Raw genomic sequence first — 17,723 nt, 5'->3', positions numbered from 1 at the left:
GTTTTTTCGGTTACTTCATTTTTGATGAATATTCATGAATGAAGGAAGTCAACTTCTTCAGTGTTTCCGGATTTACGGAAGGGAAAACCCCATGTCCAAGATTGAAGATGTAGCCGTCCTGTTCCATGCCCTGATCAAGGATCCGTTTCGTCCGCTCTTCAATGACATCCCATGATGATAATAGCAGGGCAGGATCAAGATTGCCTTGCACCGTCTTTTGGATACCCATCTGTCTTGCTTCAGCGATTGGAAGCCTCCAATCCAGTCCGACTACATCGATCGGCAGATCATTCCATTCAAGTGCCAAGTGACTTGCACCGACACCGAACATGATTAGGGGCACATTCTCTTCACGCAATGAAGAAAAGATGCGATTCATGACCGGCTTGATGAATACACGATAATCTTCAACGTTCAATGCCCCGACCCATGAATCAAAAATTTGGATGGCCTTGACACCTGCTTTGATTTGGGACTTAACATAAACAATGATCATATCCGCTAATTTATCCATCAGTGCAAACCATGCCACAGGCTCGGAGTACATGAAGGCTTTTGTCCGATTGTAGTTTTTCGAAGGGCCCCCTTCGATCATATAGGAAGCGATCGTGAATGGTGCGCCAGAAAATCCGATCAAAGGCACGGACAATTGCTCCGTGGTCAATAATTTGATCGTGTCAAGTACGTAAGGAATGTCCTCTTCTGGGTTCAATTCCCCCAATTTCTCAACATCTTTAATTGATTGGATCGGGTTCGAGATGACTGGACCGATTCCCGACTTAATCTCTACATCCACACCGATGGCTGGTAGCGGTGTCATTATATCTTTATATAAAATGGCTGCATCCACGTCATATTGCTCTACGGGCAATCTAGTCACATAAGCACATAATTCGGGCTGATGGGTAATTTCAAAAAGGGAGTACTTCTCTTTCAATTTACGATATTCCGGCTGTGAACGGCCAGCCTGACGCATATACCAAACAGGCACATGATCCGTTTTTTCTCCTCTAGCAGCTTTTAGAAATGTATCATTCGTAATTTCCTTAGACATTAATATCCACCTTTCAAGCAATCACGTTTCTATTTTCATTCATTCCTTAAATAGAATATCAGAAGGATGTTGAATTTCAAATTGAATCACCTTCAACTATAGCTTTTTCTATAATGGAAGTATAGCCAACCTATATATTTGTCAGAAATTCGACTTTTTTGTCTAGTTGCAAAAACGAATCTCCACCTAGTCTGGATAATGGACTTGAAAATATTCAGTAAAATGCAAATGGTAAAAGCGCTATTCATTGGGTAAAATGGGTATACAGGTACTATATAGGAATTGGAGGGGAAATAAATGAATGTATACATCACGTCCGGCACTTACGAATTTATGAAAAATAAGAAAGAGAAGCATCCGGATGAAAAGATATTACTGATGCAAAATTTTGAATCTGCCGTCCTTTTACATGAAACTACAGGTAAAACGCTTTTTAGCTCCCCACGAAAGTATGAAGTCGTCGATGGGAAGGGAAACCTTCAGGATCATGGTTATGTAGTCATGAACAATATCCCGGTCAGTGAAGAAGGACAGCCTGTATTTGAACATCAGTTTAAAAACAGGGCAGGGCTCATAGAAAATGAACCAGGTTTCGTCGCTCTGCGCATCCTGCGTCCGCTAAATTCCGAAACGTATGTCATTTTGACGATTTGGGAGAAACAGGCTGATTTTACGAACTGGAAGAAGTCCGCTTCCTTCCAGAAAGCGCATGACAGCGGGGCTAAACCTGCCGTTACGAACTCCAGTCAGAAGCTGTTTACTGGTGATGCCTATGTAACACAATATACATTGGTACAAGATTCGGAAGAATAGTTCCTTTCAATGCAGAATGAGGCCCGTTCTATTAAGAACGGGCCTCATTCTGCATGATTTTTTCTGGTTCTAGATTTGCCCGTTTCTTTCCACTACGAACACTCGCTTATCAAGTGGCGGTCTGCCCTCGGAGCTTTTTCCGCTGGATTTCCTAGGATCTCATTTAAAAAGCAGGAGTCTTCCACTCCGTTCCAATCATGTTGGTTATGATTTTCTAAAGTCTTCATCGTTTAAACTAAAAAGAACTTGTAGGTGAATGTATTACCCATCCGACAAAACCCTTGTTTATTTCCAGGGAAATCAACAATTATTAACATATATTTCATCTTGAAGCGTCTTTATTGCACCAGCACCCTATATAAGTTGAACAAGATTATAGTGATTGCGCCACCTAAAGCATAACCTGCCAAAACATCTGTTGGATAATGGACATTCATGGCTATCCTACTGAGCCCGATTAAAAGGATGAGGAAAAAGAAGCCGATTCCCACCACCCATTTCAATGAGTTTCTCTTAACTTCTATTATGATGAAATAAGCCAAGAGACTGAAGAATATCAGCCCAACCATGGCATGGCCGCTTGGAAAACTGAATCCGGATGCTTCCACAAGCTGATCGTCAGGCCGTTCTCTTTTGATTTGATTTTTCATCCTCCTATTTATTATATCGGCTCCCCCCATTCCGATCGAGAATAAGGCCATCTTTAAGTAATCCTTCTTAACGATCCATAAATAGAGAACAACCAGTATGCTTCCAAAACCAATGACGATGGACTTCCCAAGATAGGTGATGTACCTTAAAAACGAGAACGAAAATGTATGTTCATCAACGGCAAAGTCCAAGTATGTATCAAGCGCCAAGGTCCGCTCACCCAGAACCTCATGCACTAGCAAAAAGAATAGCAATAAGCACAGCAGAACTATTGCAATCCATGAGTGTTTAACCATGCAAAACTCTCCTCAGCGACTATTTTACTCTGATTATTCAGAATATGATATACTATTCAACATTAAACCAATCATGGGAGGTACAATATGATACACCAATTACACGCTCTTCTGGAAGGTTCTTACGATGAAATGGTTTCCATCAGAAGGTATCTTCATCAACATCCCGAGCTTTCGTTTCATGAAACAAAAACTGCCGGCTTCATCGCTAACTATTATGAAAAACTGGGAATCGAGCACAAAATCAATATAGGCGGAAATGGCATCATCGCAACGATCACTGGCAGCAAACCCGGTAAAACGGTGGCATTGCGTGCTGATTTCGATGCCTTACCCATTCAAGATGAAAAAGAGGTTTCCTACAAATCCACCGTACCAGGCGTCATGCATGCCTGTGGACACGATGGCCATACTGCGGCACTCCTTGTCCTAGCTAAAAACCTGAATGAGCTGAAGGATGAGCTCGAAGGCCGCTATGTATTCATCCACCAGCATGCTGAAGAATATGCTCCAGGTGGCGCCAAGCCCATGATCGAGGCTGGCTGCCTTGATGGGGTGGATGTAATTTTCGGTACCCACTTATGGGCTACGGTGCCGACTGGAACTGTTCAATACACCTACGGACCGCTTATGGCTGCTGCTGACCGTTTTGAAATCATCATTCAAGGACAAGGCGGACATGGAGCACAGCCACATAAAACCCGTGATGCAATCGTCGCCGGCTCCCAGCTAGTCACGAACTTGCAGCAAATCGTAAGCCGCCGCCTGAATCCGATAGATTCTGCAGTCATCACCATCGGTTCCTTTGTAGCTGATAATGCCTTTAATGTCATTGCTGATAAAGCCAGAATAATCGGGACAGTCCGGACCTTCAAGGAGGACGTCCGTTCATTTATAAGCGAAGAGATAGAGCGAGTTGTTAAAGGAACCTGCATGGCTGCGGACTGTACCTACGATTATCAGTACTTCCAAGGGTATCCGGCTGTTATCCCGCATGACGAGGAAACGAAATTCCTTATCGAGAGCACCAAGGCCATCAAGGAAGTATTGGTTACGGAAGAAATTGATCCGGATATGACAGGAGAAGATTTTTCTTATTATTTACAAAAGGTGAAAGGAACATTCTTTTTTACAGGTGCCAGGCCAAATGATGCACAAACGTACCCTCACCATCATCCCTTATTTGATATTGATGAAAAGGCAATGCTCATTGCAGCAAAAATTTTAGGCACGGCAGCGGTAACTTATCATACTAAGGATCAATCAGCACTCAGTGCGAACGAATCTTTATTGCGGTAAAGGAAAAGGGACGGGTTACTCCCCCTCCCTTCATTCTTTAAGCAGCCTGATCCGATAACAATTGACAGCCGTCTCCCCGAGCTGCTCCAGTAAATGATGGTTAGCATATGCACCGACAGCGGCGCCCAATCCCGGGACGAGCTGGAACATCTTGATGATATCGATATGATCGCGATATTCCTGCTGAAGCTCTTGCCAATCAATTTGAGGTACACCCCCCAAACCCCATTCTTCTATCACATGTAATGTCTCCAACCGTTTCTCCTCGCTTGAGAATGCCATTTGGAAAATATGGAGGATAAACAAACGTTCTTCATATTTATTTGGATCGAAACCATATAAACGGGATATTTCAAATAATAACTTCATCTTGATGCTTAAAAGTAAAGGGAAATCAGCCAGACCTATCAAGAGCCCTGCCGCACCTGTCCCCACACCCTCTATAATAGCCGTTTTACGATATGCCGCGACCGTTTCCGTAACCCATTCTTCTTTTTGCTGTAAGGAAAGAAGCATTACATTCTTCTCTTTGGACATATATTTAGATCCTGATAATACTGCCTCGATCATGCTCTTAATGCTATCTGCAATCATTTTGTGCACACGGTCCGGAATGAAACCATTCACTTTCGTTTGCGCCTTTTTTGACATGCGTTCGAACTTGCCTGATTTCTTGGTCATCTTCTTTTTCCATGTAACTAGCTCCGCTAAGGCCTTTTGTTCATACTCATTCATTTAAGCACCCCCCGTTATGTATGTATATACTTTTCTCAAGGTTTTTAGTGTTCATTTCCTTTTCTTATACGAAAAAGCTGATTTTATGAAAAATCAGCTTCCCGTTCAAAAGTTTTTAATTTTCCTTGTTGCGTAAATTTTAAAGCCGACCAAGAAAACAAGACCTAGCACCAAAGCGGCCAAAGCAGACATCCATTCCCCATTCACAAGCAGGACGATACTAAAGACAAAGTCCTCAAATAATAAGAAATATGAAATAATCTTAATGACTGCAGACTCTCTCATTTTTGCCGGCAATGGATACAGCGAAACCCACACTTTCCATTCATGAATCTTCCAGACCGGCAGCAGCTGCAGGGCTGTCATGAATAGGAACAAAAAAACAACGATCAAGTGGGCCCAGATATTCATGAATACGCTTAAGATGACAGATCCTATGATGGTTAAACGAAAACAAAGCCCCACATAATCATTGGACCGCAGCAGGGTGCGGGCATATAGAAAGGTATAAGTGGACTTTTCACCATATGGAATGAATGATAAAAGCCAGTCCATCCATTTCCTTCTTGCCACCTTCCCTTTTAGATGAGGAACATCCGTAAACATGTTTGCTATTCGATAAAACGAATTCATCCGTTTATTTTCCAGTTCGACGAGGCGCTCCCACTTCAAGACAAAATCTTTGGCTGCGCTTCGGTAATACATGTAAAGCCCGATCGATATGAGCATCGTAATGATAGCAAAAAGGATATTTGCCCCTGAACAGACGAAATAGAGCATCACTCCATTAAGTATAAAGCGGATAAGTGAGTCCCAATGGCTGACTGAAGGATCCTGATATTTCAATACGTTCCAGCGAATGATTAAATTAACAAACTTCAAAATCAGCAAAACAGCGAGGATGATTCCAAAATCCCTGCCGCCGGCATCGGTGACCTTCGTATACATCGGTATGAATGCAATTAGGACAACAAGCAGGATGAAGCCTTGCATAACCCAACTCAAGCGCAGCGAATTGTTAAAATAACTTTTCAACTTCGTTTCAAGGGGTAGCAAAAATACGGTATCGGGTTCTTTCAAAAAGGTATTTATCGGACTTCTTGTGACAAGGATTGAAAAAACAACGGCCATGATCCATTCGGCGGGGAAGTCACCGTCCAGCGTCTTCACCCAATCACTGTAATAATAAGCCAGTCCACCTAAAACCAATACCATCACAAAAACCAGATGTCCGTTAAAAATATAACGAAGGTATTTTTGCGTTTCATTTATATAGCCCAAATATCTTTCCTTCCAGAGATTTTGACTATTCATGTCCGATTTCTTCTTTCGTCAATTGAATGTACAAATCGTCAAGCGTCGCTCCTGGCATCGCAAATTGCTCGCGAAGCTGCTCAAGGTTGCCCTTTGCACGGATTTCTCCATTATGCAGGATGATGAAGGAATCACAATACCGCTCCGCAGTTGCAAGTATGTGGGTGGACATTAATATCCCCGCTCCGCTTTCCTTCATTTTCTTCATTAAGTCAAGCAATGATTGGATGCCTAATGGATCCAGGCCCACGAATGGTTCATCCACGATATATAAGGAGGGCTGCACCAAAAAAGCGCACATGATCATGACTTTTTGTTTCATCCCTTTGGAGAAGTGGGCCGGAAACCATTTAAGTCTTTTCTCCATACGGAACTCCTTAAGCAAGGCATCCATTCTTTCTTTGTATGTCGCTTCCGCCAATCCATGCGCCATGGCCGTCAGCTTTAAATGCTCCTCAAGTGTCAGCTCATCATATAAGATGGGCGTTTCAGGAACATATGTGAATTGTTTTCGATATGTATCAGGATCCTGCGCAAGCGTTTTACCGTGTATTGATACACTTCCGCCCTTTGGCTCCATCAGTCCGATGATATGCTTGATCGTCGTACTTTTCCCAGCACCATTGAGACCGATCAACCCCACCAGCTCATTGGGTTGAATGTCAAAACTTATCCCTTTTAAGACGGGCGTTTTCGTGTATCCGCCTACTAATTGCTTTATTTCCAATAAGGACATATTAACGATCCTTTCTATTATAGAGGTTCTTATTTCCATTTTAACAAATTCTCCTTCATTTATATAGTCGAGTGTTCCCGGAAGAAAATTACCAAAAATAACTAATTATAATTTTCCTGCTTAGTGGCTATCATAAATAAGGAAGAAGGGGTTAGTCATTACGTGTGATTCACATCATATTGTAAATGAGGTGTCAGTTAAAGACGTATTACACTGAAATGCCCAAATGTTTTATTACAAATGATTCATATCATCTTGTAAATGAGGTGTCAGTTAAAGACGTATAACTGAATTAAACCAGAAGCTTCATTATTAAAAAATCGTTTCGAGCAAGGAGATGGTTCTCTTGCACGTAAAAGCAGAAAAATCATTCAATGATTATCAATTATGCTTTATAAGTTGATGAAACTTTAAAGATATAGGAGATGGTTGCTTTGAATGGAAAAACTCTAACCAGATAACCGTATTTTACTTTATTGTAGATGAGGTGTTTGTCGCAGAGAATTTATGCTAATGCGAATTTTTGAAGCAAAACCCCCTTTTTCTAGGACAGGGTGCAACTCAATGTTGCATCCTGTTTTTATGATTTTTTCTTTTCGCAACGATTGATGCTATGGTACGATTAACCAAATACACTAACTACCAAAGGAGCGATTTTAATGAGCGATTGCATTTTTTGCAAAATAATCGATGGGGAAATTCCGAGCACCAAAGTATTCGAAAATGAACATGTATTGGCCTTTCTCGATATCAGTCAAGTAACGAAAGGGCACACGCTGGTAATTCCTAAAGTACATAAGGAAAATCTTTATGAATTGACACCGGAAATTGCGAAGAATTTATTTGAAGTCGTACCGGAGATCTCCCGCGCGATGAAACAGGAATTCAACCCCGTTGGCCTTAACCTCTTGAATAATAACGGAGAAGCGGCAGGACAATCCGTTTTCCATTTTCATATGCATCTAATTCCGCGATATGGAGAAGGTGATGGCTTTGGGGCAGTCTGGAAAACGAATGCCAGCGCTTATTCGCCCGATGACCTGAAGCAGATTGCCGACTCCATTGCCCAGCATATTGAATGAAGGAATAGCCTCTGTTCGGAAGGCATCCAGAGATCGTGTTGCAGTGAATAAAATGAATGTTGATTGGGTCCACACTTAAAAGGTGCTGGGCCATTTTTCTTTTATGATCCATTTCAGCGGAATCATCACTTAAAATTCTAAAAATTCCTCCAATTGAATTTCAATTTCTGTTAGGATAGATAAATAGATGTAATTACTTTAACACACTATCGTATAGGAGGAAAAAAATTGAAACGTGCACGCAATTTTAACGCTGGGCCGGCTGCCCTGCCCTTGGAAGTTTTACAAAGAGCCCAAAACGAATGGTTGAATATCGAGGATTCCGGCATGTCCGTCATGGAATTAAGCCACCGGAGTGCAGAGTTCGAAAAAATCCATAACCGTGCCATACAATCATTAAAAGAGCTTATGGACATTCCTGAAAATTATGAGGTCCTTCTGCTGCAAGGCGGGGCAAGTCTTCAATTCTCCATGATACCGATGAACCTCTTGCCTGAGGGGAAAAGGGCTGATTATGTCCTCACTGGCTCTTGGTCGGAAAAAGCATTAAAAGAAGCCAAAAAAGTTGGAGAAACGGCAGTAGTAGCTTCATCAAAAGCAGATAAGTATACATTCATCCCTAAAGTGGAAGATATCGAATTGAATAAGGATTCTGCTTATCTTCATATTACAAGCAATAATACGATCTACGGAACCCAATGGAAGGAATTCCCTGAAACAGGTGACGTTCCTTTAGTGGCGGATATGTCCAGTGATATACTCAGCAAAAAAATCGATGTAAGTAAATTCGGCCTCATCTATGCAGGAGCACAAAAAAATCTTGGCCCATCAGGAATCACGTTAGTCATCATCCGTAAAGATTTAATAAAGGATATTGACAGCATTCCATCCATGTTGAACTATTCCATTCATGCAAAAAATAATTCTTTATACAATACGCCACCGACATTGGCCATTTATTTATTGTCGCTTGTATTGGATTGGGCAAAGGAACAAGGCGGAGTCGAGAAGATCGCTGAAAACAACGAGGCAAAAGCAAAAGTCATTTACGATGCCATCGACGGAAGCGATGGTTTTTATAAAGGCCATGCCAAACCTGACAGCCGCTCTTTCATGAACATAACATTCACACTTCCATCTGAAGAAGCTGAAGCACAATTTCTAAAAGAACTGAAGTTGGCCGGTTTCGTCGGATTGAATGGTCACCGTTCCATCGGTGGCTGCAGGGCTTCCATTTATAATGCCGTGCCCCTATCCCATTGCCAGGAACTTGCGGCTTTCATGAAAAAATTCCAGCAAGCACATAACGCGAAGGAAGCTCATACTCTTTAATTGTGTACAAATATTACTTCTAAAAAAATAGGTCTTATGGTATACTATCTTATACTTCTTGCAACAAGCAACAGTGCATTGTTGAAGAAAAGATGTTAGTCGAGATGAGAATAGGAGAGATGAGTAAATGAAAACGAAAACCCTTGTATCACTGTCCCTATTAATCGGGATCGGGGCTGCCCTGCATTTTATCGTTCCAGGCTTCTTCCTTGGAATGAAACCGGATATGATGCTGTTGATGATGTTTTTGGCGATCACCCTGTTTCCTGAGAAAAAGAATGTGTTCATTGTTGCCTTGGCTGCTGGAGCCATCTCTGCCATGACAACCACATTTCCTGGAGGACAGATTCCAAATATCATAGATAAATTGGCAACAGCCTTTCTGTTTTACCTTTTATTCATCAGTCTTAAGAAGTTTTCAACATCCGTTGTGACGGTAAGTATCTTGACTGCCGTAGGAACAATCATTTCCGGCGCTGTCTTCCTTGGATCGGCATATTATCTCGTATCCCTTCCAGGTCCTTTCGTTGCCCTTTTCGGAGCTGTTGTGCTTCCTGCCGTACTGCTAAATACAGTAGCGATGGTCATCATATATCCAATCGTGAACGGCATCGTCAAAAAATCGAATGTAACCATTAATGCTTAAACCAGCTAAATCATCATACTTAAAAAGCACCGGAGCAGAGTCCGGTGCTTTTTTTTCAACACTATGGATCTAAAATAAGCCGCCCTCTGCAATCAATGAATGAACAACCACATCAACCAAATGAAAAGCAGCAGGCCCCCGGGCAAGGCAAAAGCGTAGGCTCTAGCCTGGAGCACCCTCTTAGGCGGGTAGATTCCTGGAGTTTTTGCTTTTCTTAGGAAATACCCCATCCCGCACAGGCATACCAGGCCTAACAAAAAAATGATTTTCATTAATAACCCACCAGTGCCATCCATGTTCCGACAGCTTGTTTTTATAATCTATATGCTCCTCCTTCCTTTATATGAAGCGTTTTCTATAAAACTCCAAGTTATTTTTAAATATTATATATTGACTGCTTAAGTTTAAAAAAATATTTTTGTGATATAAAGATAAAATGGTAGATACTCTTCCATAGGAAAGAAAATTATGGTATTTTGTTATCAATAGCATTTCCAACCCTATTTATCAAAATTTCCAATTGAGTTTTTTTTCAGCAGGGAATCAGACCATGTAACGCGAAAACAATATTATTAATGAGGTGATCCTAATGAAAGCAAAATCATTACTAATTGGCTTTTTAACCGGAACAGTCGTAGCGGGTGCCGCAACTTTGCTTGCAGCGCCGAGCTCTGGCAAGGACTTGCGGAATCGCATCAAAACGAATGCGGAAGAAATGAAGACTACCATTGATGAACTGAAGGTAAAGATGCAAAATATTAAAGATGACTCGCTGGAAGCCACTCAAATCAGCAAAGAAACGGTAAAAACTTTCATTTCGGACGTGCAGGTGGTCATCGAGAACTGGAAGCAGGAAATCGAACCGAATAAGAATGAATTAATGAAGAACATTCAAGAAATTGAAACTTCATTAAAACAGTTGGAAACGGCCATCCCTACTTCTAAAAAATAATTGCTAAACGTGGTTGCATAAGTCGAATTCTCCATTTTTCCCAATAATTAACATTATATATAAAGGAAAAATGGAGAATCGATTAAAAAAACTAAAATTTTCTAAAAATTTTGCAAATATTATCTTTATTAATTTTTATTTTATTGTCATAATAAATATACAGAATCTTATAAGTAGGTGAGCCCATAATATGCAGAATAAAAATTATTCTATGAAAGAAGCAATGATTTTTAGTCAAAGAATTGCACAATTAAGCAAAGCATTATGGAAATCGATTGAAAAAGATTGGCAGCAATGGATTAAGCCCTATGATTTAAATATCAATGAGCACCATATACTTTGGATTGCCTATCATCTTAATGGCTCTTCCATTTCAGACGTTGCAAAATTTGGGGTCATGCATGTTTCTACGGCATTTAACTTTTCAAAGAAATTAGAGGAACGCGGTTTTTTAACATTTTCAAAGAAAGAAAATGACAAGAGGAATACGTATATTGAGATCACACCTGAAGGAGAAAAGATTCTTCTTGATCTGATGGAGACTTACGACCCTAGTAAAAATTCTGCTTTCTCAGGTGCCCTTCCACTTCGTGAGCTTTATGGTAAGTTCCCCGATATGATAGAAATGATGGCTGTCATCCGTAATATATACGGGGAAGATTTCATGCAAATCTTTGAGAGGTCCTTCGATAATATTGATCAGGAGTTTACTGATGTGGAGGGTAAAATCACAAAAAAAAAGATAGAGAAAGAAACTGAGCCAGTTTAGCCTCACACTCTATCCATTTCCCTCATGAAGGATACATATAAACCTTGTGAGAGGCATGCGTCAATACATTCCTTTGTCGTTATTTTTGGATTGACCTTTCTTTCAAGTTGGTTAAAAAGCGGTCGAAAGTTCATGTATCCTTCCGCTTTTTCTATTTCATAGCGTTTGCTCAAAATATCACATAGACCCAGCAGCGCTTCCGCCTCCAACTTCGTGAAATTTTTTTCCACAAACAAAAAGTCCAATCTTGCCTCTGGATTGCGTATCAAGTTCAATAAAAGCCCCTGATGAAAACGGAGTATATCTATTTCTTCATTTATATTTCTCATACATCATTAGTCCCCAATCAATCATTCATATTTAACCTTAATCACGCAAAAACGTTAGTGGTTTCTCAATCAGAAATTGTCCTCCCATTGGACAGTAGCCGCCAATCATCACCTTTAATCTTTGTCCATTCTGTGGTAATTATTATCTTATAACTAAATCCCAGAATTCTATTGCTTTTTCCATCCATTCATCGTAATGTATGTAAGTAAATTCAACGGTCTTTGGAGGGCTGATTTCAAAATGAACTCGTGGAAAACAATTGACGTGGCAAAACAATATGGGAATTGCCGTCTGATCTTTTTTTCAGTTTTTACTATATTGATGTCTTTTGTTTTGATCTATACATTATTAAGTGCCGTTTCATCCCGGGTTGTTTTGTATGACGATCAAACAATGCTTTTTTTTAGCCTATTAGTCTTATTATATCCTGTTCACAAACTATTACACTATTTACCTTTACGATTATTATGCAAAAAAGTTAAAACTTCTTGGTCCATTAAGTGGAAACTTGTGCTTACATGCAATGTAAATGTGCATTATCCGATACGCAAGCATCTATATCTCTTGACCCTTGTCCTACCCTTCTTCATTATGTCGGCGTTATTAATCGGTTGTGCACTTGGTTTTCCGCATTACATCCATTATTTCACCATTTTATTATCCCTGCATACCGGATTATGTGTATCGGATTTCATTTATATAAAGAACCTGATTGGTTCACCAGGACATTCATTTATTGAAGAACATCGGGAAGGATACGACATCCTTATCCAAAAGTGATTCCACTTCATTTCGCAAAGGTGACTGAAAAGATTTTTAAGTATCTTTTTTCATTATAATTTGGTATCGTATTTATACATGATGTTTTGCAAGGAGGGATTTTAGGTTTTGATCTCATTCTGGTTTATTGTCGTTGCCATTTTGATTCTTTATAATATTAATAGAATGACCAACTCTTTATGTATCCAAAAAGAAATTGCTGAAGACCGGCAGCCTAAAGTATTCAGGACCATTAATGTATTAATTACTATTATGTTATTATCCTCCTATATTGAAATTTTGTATACGTAGAGATGAGCAACAAATGATCGACCATCATTTGTTACATACATTGGTGATAACCGGCGCATTATTCAAATAATAAAGAAAAAGGGCGAAGCGATAAGCTTCGCCTTTTGTTTATGCATTTATAACCAAGAAGCTCCAATGATGACTAACAGGATGAAAAGAACGACAATTAGAGCAAAGCCTCCACCTATTCCTCCAGACATTGATCTTCCTCCTTTCCATTCTTAAGTAATAGCAGTTTCATGCACACTCTTATATCCGCCAAAAGGAATTCATCCCTTTCATAGCTTGATAATCACTATATTCTTTATTGTTGAGCGGCTACCCTATCCTATTCAACTCCATGGCAAAAGGAGTGGGCACTTTCCATTATATTTTTGCAATTGTTTAGCAATAGGCTGCTCCTACAATTATTAATAAAATGAATAACACTACTAACAAGGCGAAACCTCCGTTAAATCCATTACTCATTATACTACCTCCTTTTGGTGTCCTCGATTTATCATATGTAGATGTTCATGATCTGGGTAGGCATCTGCCCATTTTCAAAAAAATTCTTATTCATACATCAATATATTATTTTTTGTAAAGTAACCAGAATATGTTATAGTTAATTTTGTGGAAATACGAAGATTAGTAAACCAGAAACTTAAAATTAGGAGTTGTTCTCAATGAGGAAATGGGCATTATCAATTGCTGTGACTGCAGGGCTGATTGGACTTACAGCATGCAACAGCGACAAAGAGGCAGTCGTGGAAACTAAAGCGGGGGATATATCGAAAGAAGAATTTTACAATGTCATGAAGGACCGTTATGGTGACACCGTTCTTCAGGAACTTGTTTATGAAAAAGTTCTTTCTGAAAAATATACAGTAACGGATAAAGAAGTTAAGGCTAAAACGGCAGAACTTAAAGAGCAAATGGGTGATAATTTCCAAACGGCCCTAGCCTCTTCCGGATATAAGAGCGAAGATGATCTTAAACGTGCACTTAAGATCGGCATGCTTCAAGAAAAAGCTGCCGTTGCTGATATTACAGTCAAAGAAGCTGATGTGAAAAAAGCTTATGAAGACTACAAACCACAAATCAAAGCTAGGCATATTCTTGTCAAAGACCAAAAAACAGCTGATGAAGTGAAAGCTAAATTGGATAAAGGTGAAGACTTCGCCAAACTTGCCAAAGAATATTCAACAGACACAGGGTCTGCTGAAAAAGGCGGCGAACTTGGCTGGTTCGGAAAAGGTGATATGGTTCCTGCATTCGAAGAGCAAGCCTACAAGATGAAGAAAGACGAAATCAGTAAACCGGTTAAATCGGATTATGGCTACCACATCATCCAACTTGAAGATATGAAAGAAAAGAAATCGTACAAGGATATGAAAAAAGATCTAGAATATGATTTGAAAGTCGCGCAAATTGACCAAACCAAGGTTCAAGATATTTTGAATGCTGAAGTGAAAAAAGCTGACGTGAAAATTAAAGATAAAGATCTTAAAGACGCCATCACTTCTGGTGACGCAACCAAAGCCGAAAAATAATCGGATAAGCAAAAGCGACAGGACTTGGTCCTGTCGCTTTTTTTAGTTATGCTCCCTGATTGATATCCTTTTTACGCCTCTCACGCTCTTCTTCCATACGTTCAATGTACTTCTGGCCTTCCTTCTCTATCCAAGCATCATCTATGAGACGCTCCTGCCTAGCTGTCCAAATTGACATGACTGCACTGACAATTATTCCAATAAACACGAACCAAATCCAAATTGGCATGTCCATTACCTCCCAAAAAATCTACTATTCATTTACTAGAGAATATGCGTGAACAAAAAAAATATGCTTCTTTCTCCAACGGAAAGAAGCATATTTTTTTAAAATGTAGGTTTATAAAATGAGCGATTATCAAGTGCGAAGACTCTTTCCGTGAATTCACCAGGCTTCACTTTCTCCAAGGCCCGGTCCATCATATTGATCTTGGCATCCATGTTATCGATGTAATGCAGCACTTCAGCTTCCCTCACCATTGGCGGTTTGGGGCTGCCCCATTCCGCTTTGCCATGGTGGCTTAATATCAAGTGCTTGAGGATCATGATTTCTTCTGCTTCAATCCCTAACTCCTCTGCTGCTTTACCGATTTCATTCACCATGATGGTTATATGGCCCAATAAGTTCCCTTCCACCGTGTAAACGGTCGACACAGGTCCAGATAGCTCATGTACCTTCCCAAGATCATGCAGTATGACTCCTGCATACAAGAGGTCACGATCGAGCGAAGGGTAAAGGGTTGATATAGCTTTGGCCAGACCCAGCATCGAGACTACATGATAAGCGAGACCCGACATATACTCATGATGGTTCTTCGTCGCTGCAGGAAACGTCAAGAATTCATTCTGATATTTTTTAATAAGATGTCTAGTCACCCTTTGGATATTCGGATTCCTCATTTCAAAAATGAATTGAGTGATCGTTTCCATCATTTCTTCCTGACTTAAAGGTGCCGTTTGAATCAAATCGGCTTTTGTTACGCCATCAGCATCAGATGTGATTCTTATATTGCGGATTTTCAATTGGCTTCTGCCCCGGTAATTCTGGACTTCACCTTGAACTTTCACCGTAGCTTCGGCACTGTACGTTTTCTCATCAGCCTCGGAGACATCCCATAGCTTCGCCTCGATCTCCCCGGTTTTATCACACAAAATCAATGTTAAAAACGGCTTTCCATTACTTGCAACCGCCTTTGTACTCGTTTTTATATACATATATATATCTACAACTTCACCAATTCCATAGTGAATGATCCCATTTCCCATGCGACTGCCCCCGTTCGATTAAATATCAACATTATAACATATGAACCCTTTCAGTGCGTTTAGTTTTATCAATCGTGCTGGACATATTATAAGGAAACGAAGCTATGTTGTCACCTTTCACAAGCAAAAAAGCCAGGCTCTTACCTAGCCTGGCTTTCCATTCCATCTGATTAACTGTTTTTATTCGGACAATACGCGCATTTTTCCTGTCCATCAATCCGGTAATATAAACAGCATGTCATTCGTTTATAAGGATTCATCGACTCCGGGATGGTTTTACCCCCTAAAAATCGCTTAAATGGTGAACGCCTTTCGATATTCTGCCATATTTCATCTTCCAGCAGACAATTTATGTCCGCTTCAACACGTGCCTTTATATCAGACAGTTTCAATAACTCGCTATACATCCATACCGTATAGCTCCAAATCGTTTCCCACAGTACAAGTTTCGATATTTTTGTGGTTTTGATAACCGGGGTAATGGCATCCGCACCAAACCTGCTTAATATCGTCTGGAGGGCAACGGAACTTTCCTTTTCCTGAACAATTCCCCACCGGTTTTTTTTCAATAAAAAATCCGGCAGCCAATGTTCATCTTCCGGATCATCCAAAACTCCCACGTCCCTCAGTGTGCCCTCCCAGGCAAGCCGATGCTTACTGACCATGTACAATTGTGCCGTAACAAAAAAAGCATATCGTCTGAACCACATCGACATGGCTATTTTTGACGTCTCCGCCCCTGTCCGGGCTTGTGCATACGATATTAGCTCTTCAACATTACAAATGGTCTTTGAGTCTTCGTTTCCACGTACCGATACGCGAAAGCCTTGCAGCTCTTTTTCCATGGTTGGTGTGAGCTTAACCATTGGCCATCGCTTTCATCCGGCTTTGTGCGTAACGCCCCTTCCCATATGGGATGCACATGGGACTGCCGAAAATGGGATCAAAGGAGATATGGCATTCCATCCCGAATACTTGCTGAACCAACCCGGGCGTGATGATTTCCTCTGGTCGTCCTTCCGCATGTATCGCCCCGTCTTTAACCGCAACCAAATTATCCGCATAACGGCATGCCAAATTCAAATCATGCAGAACCATAACGATCGTTCGATTCTCAAGCTCATTCAAATCGAACAATAAGTCAAGAATCTCGATTTGATGGGTCATATCGAGATATGTAGTCGGTTCATCCAGCAATATGATGTCCGTATCCTGTGCCAGCGTCATCGCGATCCATGCCCGCTGCCTCTGCCCTCCCGATAATTCGTCGACAGCACGTTCTTTCAATTCAGACAGGTTCGTTGCTTCGATCGCCTTCTGAACTTTCTCTTCATCCTCGGTACTCCACTGTTTCAACCAACTTTGATACGGATACCTTCCTTGTTTCACGAGCTGATAGACGGTAAGGCCTTCAGGAGCTGTCGGCGATTGTGGAAGAATCGCCATTTTTCTTGCTACCTCCTTGGATGACAAAGACGATATCGCCTTGCCTTCAAGCACGATCGAACCCGCTTGCGGCTTCAACAAGCGTGCGACCGATCGTAGTAGTGTTGACTTCCCACAACCATTGGCACCGATGAAAACAGTGATCTCCCCTTTGGGTATATCCAAATTCATATCATTTATTATTAATTTATCACCATATCCGAGCGATAAAGACTGTGTGTTAATAACTGGTCGCATAAAAATACTCCCCTTATTATGTTAATAATCTAAGTTTAATGAAAATGATTATCACTGTCAATCTTAATGAGCATATTGAACCAAAAACATCCTGCCAATAAGTCACTTATTGGCGGACATTCAAGTAAAGATATCAAGTGCTTTTTTTCCGAAACATAA

The 17,723-nt window shown here is 40.6% G+C and carries 22 protein-coding genes; 10 read left to right on the top strand and 12 right to left on the bottom strand.

Going from position 1 to position 17,723, the window contains the following annotated elements:
• Positions 1-10: 10 nt before the first annotated feature.
• On the bottom strand, positions 11-1,054 hold the full coding sequence (gene hemE / locus CVN76_RS27095; protein WP_100533783.1) for a uroporphyrinogen decarboxylase: 1,044 nt from the start codon (positions 1,052-1,054) through the stop codon (positions 11-13).
• A gap of 297 nt (positions 1,055-1,351) precedes the next feature.
• Between hemE and CVN76_RS27090 the strand changes: the two genes are divergently transcribed.
• Positions 1,352-1,867 carry an antibiotic biosynthesis monooxygenase family protein gene (locus CVN76_RS27090; protein WP_100533782.1) on the top strand — a complete coding sequence of 172 codons (516 nt, stop codon included), beginning with the start codon at positions 1,352-1,354 and terminating at the stop codon, positions 1,865-1,867.
• A 338-nt stretch (positions 1,868-2,205) separates the two neighbouring features.
• Here the strand turns inward: CVN76_RS27090 and CVN76_RS27085 are convergent, their stop codons facing one another.
• Positions 2,206-2,814, bottom strand: a complete 609-nt coding sequence (locus CVN76_RS27085) for a phosphatase PAP2 family protein (RefSeq protein ID WP_100533781.1) — start codon at positions 2,812-2,814, stop codon at positions 2,206-2,208.
• A gap of 87 nt (positions 2,815-2,901) precedes the next feature.
• Between CVN76_RS27085 and CVN76_RS27080 the strand changes: the two genes are divergently transcribed.
• Positions 2,902-4,113, top strand: a complete 1,212-nt coding sequence (locus CVN76_RS27080; protein ID WP_100533780.1) for a M20 family metallopeptidase — start codon at positions 2,902-2,904, stop codon at positions 4,111-4,113.
• Positions 4,114-4,143: 30 nt separating this feature from the next.
• Here CVN76_RS27080 and CVN76_RS27075 read toward each other — a convergent pair whose 3' ends face one another.
• From CVN76_RS27075 to CVN76_RS27065, 3 genes are all read right to left on the bottom strand, one after another.
• On the bottom strand, positions 4,144-4,848 hold the full coding sequence (locus CVN76_RS27075) for an EcsC family protein (RefSeq protein ID WP_100533779.1): 705 nt from the start codon (positions 4,846-4,848) through the stop codon (positions 4,144-4,146).
• Between the two features lie 105 nt (positions 4,849-4,953).
• Complete coding sequence (locus CVN76_RS27070; RefSeq protein WP_100533778.1) at positions 4,954-6,162, bottom strand: ABC transporter permease; 1,209 nt, start codon at positions 6,160-6,162, stop codon at positions 4,954-4,956.
• A complete protein-coding gene (locus tag CVN76_RS27065) occupies positions 6,155-6,898 on the bottom strand; it encodes an ABC transporter ATP-binding protein (RefSeq protein ID WP_100534207.1) in 744 nt (247 codons plus the stop codon). The genes CVN76_RS27070 and CVN76_RS27065 overlap by 8 nt, the downstream gene beginning before the upstream one ends.
• 659 nt (positions 6,899-7,557) lie before the next feature.
• On the opposite strand from CVN76_RS27065, the gene CVN76_RS27060 reads away from it, so the two are divergent.
• The 5 genes from CVN76_RS27060 (at position 7,558) to CVN76_RS27035 (ending at position 11,679) form a co-directional block, all read left to right on the top strand.
• Positions 7,558-7,980 (top strand): HIT family protein, encoded by a 423-nt coding sequence (locus tag CVN76_RS27060; RefSeq protein ID WP_100533777.1) that lies wholly within the window; start codon positions 7,558-7,560, stop codon positions 7,978-7,980.
• A 228-nt stretch (positions 7,981-8,208) separates the two neighbouring features.
• The gene (serC, locus tag CVN76_RS27055; protein ID WP_100533776.1) at positions 8,209-9,312 is read left to right on the top strand and encodes a 3-phosphoserine/phosphohydroxythreonine transaminase; all 1,104 of its coding nucleotides are present in this window, start codon (positions 8,209-8,211) and stop codon (positions 9,310-9,312) included.
• Between the two features lie 127 nt (positions 9,313-9,439).
• Positions 9,440-9,958, top strand: coding sequence for a tryptophan transporter (locus CVN76_RS27050; protein ID WP_100533775.1), 519 nt, complete (start codon positions 9,440-9,442; stop codon positions 9,956-9,958).
• Positions 9,959-10,547: 589 nt separating this feature from the next.
• On the top strand, positions 10,548-10,910 hold the full coding sequence (locus CVN76_RS27040) for a YtxH domain-containing protein (RefSeq protein WP_100533773.1): 363 nt from the start codon (positions 10,548-10,550) through the stop codon (positions 10,908-10,910).
• Positions 10,911-11,100: 190 nt separating this feature from the next.
• Complete coding sequence (locus tag CVN76_RS27035) at positions 11,101-11,679, top strand: HTH-type transcriptional regulator Hpr (protein ID WP_057912500.1); 579 nt, start codon at positions 11,101-11,103, stop codon at positions 11,677-11,679.
• Between the two features lie 2 nt (positions 11,680-11,681).
• Here the strand turns inward: CVN76_RS27035 and CVN76_RS27030 are convergent, their stop codons facing one another.
• Entirely contained in the window at positions 11,682-12,008 is a 327-nt protein-coding gene (locus tag CVN76_RS27030) for a DUF1878 family protein (RefSeq protein WP_100533772.1), read from the bottom strand.
• A 196-nt stretch (positions 12,009-12,204) separates the two neighbouring features.
• Between CVN76_RS27030 and CVN76_RS27025 the strand changes: the two genes are divergently transcribed.
• Both CVN76_RS27025 and CVN76_RS32000 read left to right on the top strand, forming a co-directional pair.
• Positions 12,205-12,789 carry a DUF3267 domain-containing protein gene (locus tag CVN76_RS27025; protein ID WP_100533771.1) on the top strand — a complete coding sequence of 195 codons (585 nt, stop codon included), beginning with the start codon at positions 12,205-12,207 and terminating at the stop codon, positions 12,787-12,789.
• Positions 12,790-12,897: 108 nt separating this feature from the next.
• Entirely contained in the window at positions 12,898-13,080 is a 183-nt protein-coding gene (locus tag CVN76_RS32000) for a hypothetical protein (protein WP_061143102.1), read from the top strand.
• Positions 13,081-13,196: 116 nt separating this feature from the next.
• On the opposite strand, the gene CVN76_RS27015 is transcribed toward CVN76_RS32000, so the two are convergent.
• Positions 13,197-13,280 (bottom strand): YjcZ family sporulation protein, encoded by an 84-nt coding sequence (locus CVN76_RS27015; RefSeq protein ID WP_034314699.1) that lies wholly within the window; start codon positions 13,278-13,280, stop codon positions 13,197-13,199.
• A 184-nt stretch (positions 13,281-13,464) separates the two neighbouring features.
• Positions 13,465-13,548 carry a YjcZ family sporulation protein gene (locus tag CVN76_RS27010; RefSeq protein WP_081092482.1) on the bottom strand — a complete coding sequence of 28 codons (84 nt, stop codon included), beginning with the start codon at positions 13,546-13,548 and terminating at the stop codon, positions 13,465-13,467.
• A gap of 200 nt (positions 13,549-13,748) precedes the next feature.
• Between CVN76_RS27010 and CVN76_RS27005 the strand changes: the two genes are divergently transcribed.
• The gene (locus tag CVN76_RS27005; RefSeq protein WP_100533770.1) at positions 13,749-14,615 is read left to right on the top strand and encodes a peptidylprolyl isomerase; all 867 of its coding nucleotides are present in this window, start codon (positions 13,749-13,751) and stop codon (positions 14,613-14,615) included.
• 46 nt (positions 14,616-14,661) lie between these two features.
• On the opposite strand, the gene CVN76_RS27000 is transcribed toward CVN76_RS27005, so the two are convergent.
• From CVN76_RS27000 to CVN76_RS26985, 4 genes are all read right to left on the bottom strand, one after another.
• Complete coding sequence (locus CVN76_RS27000) at positions 14,662-14,844, bottom strand: sporulation YhaL family protein (protein ID WP_053344914.1); 183 nt, start codon at positions 14,842-14,844, stop codon at positions 14,662-14,664.
• Between the two features lie 98 nt (positions 14,845-14,942).
• Complete coding sequence (gene yhaM, locus CVN76_RS26995; protein ID WP_061143104.1) at positions 14,943-15,881, bottom strand: 3'-5' exoribonuclease YhaM; 939 nt, start codon at positions 15,879-15,881, stop codon at positions 14,943-14,945.
• A 170-nt stretch (positions 15,882-16,051) separates the two neighbouring features.
• Positions 16,052-16,747, bottom strand: a complete 696-nt coding sequence (locus CVN76_RS26990) for a (2Fe-2S)-binding protein (RefSeq protein WP_100533769.1) — start codon at positions 16,745-16,747, stop codon at positions 16,052-16,054.
• A complete protein-coding gene (locus CVN76_RS26985; RefSeq protein WP_100533768.1) occupies positions 16,740-17,564 on the bottom strand; it encodes an ABC transporter ATP-binding protein in 825 nt (274 codons plus the stop codon). The genes CVN76_RS26990 and CVN76_RS26985 overlap by 8 nt, the downstream gene beginning before the upstream one ends.
• Between the last annotated feature and the right edge of the window lie 159 nt (positions 17,565-17,723).

The sequence above is a fragment of the Bacillus sp. mrc49 genome (genome assembly GCF_002803435.1).
Note: the sequence above shows the minus strand (reverse complement) of the source record. Positions and strands in the feature narration are given on the sequence as shown.